The 1,044-nt window shown below is 51.6% G+C and carries 1 protein-coding gene and 1 pseudogene; both read right to left on the reverse strand.

The window, feature by feature from the left end:
- Window positions 1-530, reverse strand: a 530-nt coding sequence (locus BV390_RS30340) for an efflux RND transporter permease subunit (RefSeq protein WP_206098744.1), incomplete at its 3' end; no start/stop codon positions are given.
- Window positions 531-540: 10 nt separating this feature from the next.
- A pseudogene (gene silB, locus BV390_RS30345) lies at window positions 541-1,044 on the reverse strand (Cu(+)/Ag(+) efflux RND transporter periplasmic adaptor subunit SilB); the annotation flags it as partial.

A 1,044-nucleotide genomic window follows, 5' to 3' on the forward strand; every position in this document is an offset into this window, starting at 1 on the left:
ACCTCAGCCACGTTCGGGATGGTTTTCAGCTCAAATTTCAGGAACCAGTCCTGCAGAGAGCGCAGTTCTGAAAGGTCGTGTTTTCCGTTGCGATCGACAAGGGCATATTCAAATATCCAGCCCACTCCCGTGGCGTCCGGGCCGATTTCAGAGCTCACACCCGCAGGCAGTTTGCCCTGAACCTGATTCAGGTATTCCAGCACGCGCGAACGGGCCCAGTACAGATCGGTGCCGTCTTCAAAAATGACATACACATACGAATCACCGAACTGTGAAAAGCCACGCACGGTTTTTGCGCCAGGTACGGACAGCATGGTGGTGGTAAGCGGATAGGTGACCTGGTTTTCTACAATCTGCGGGGCCTGTCCGGGATAGCTGGTTTTAATAATGACCTGCACATCTGACAGGTCAGGCAGCGCATCGACCGGCGTGTTAATTATCGTCCATGTGCCCCAGATGCTGAGAAACAGTGCGCCCATCATGACCAGGAAACGGTTGGCGACAGAGCGCCGGATAATCCATTCAATCATCGTCGTCTCCTCAGTGCCCTGAATGCATATTTACAGGCTGCTCAGACATTGCTGGCATACTGTTTTCTGTTTTTTCAGGGTGGCGCATACGTTCCAGCGCGCCCGTAATATTGGCTTCGGAGTCAATGAGGAACAGGCCACTGACCACCACGGTATCGCCTTCATTCAGGCCGGAGCCAATGCCGGACTGTTGCTGTGATTCATGCAGAACGTGGATCTGTTTCGGCACAAACTTGCCTTCATCATCAACAGTAATCACGCGCTGTTCTTTGCCGGTATCGATAACGGCCTGGCTTGGTATCAGCAGCATCTCCTGGCTCTTGGTATTCAGTTTCAGATAGGCATTCATGCCCGGCTTGAGAAACTCATCCTTATTAGAAACCTGGAGACGGACCTGAAGCGTACGGGTTGTCTGATCCACGCTGGGAAGAATGTTCCATTTTTCGACATGGAATGTTTTATCCGGATAAGCCGGTACCGAAATTTCAAACTGCGACGTATCTTTCAGCAGATA

It is taken from the genome of Klebsiella sp. YJ (assembly GCF_002108615.1).
In the GTDB taxonomy this organism is placed as follows: Bacteria; Pseudomonadota; Gammaproteobacteria; order Enterobacterales; family Enterobacteriaceae; genus Klebsiella; species Klebsiella planticola.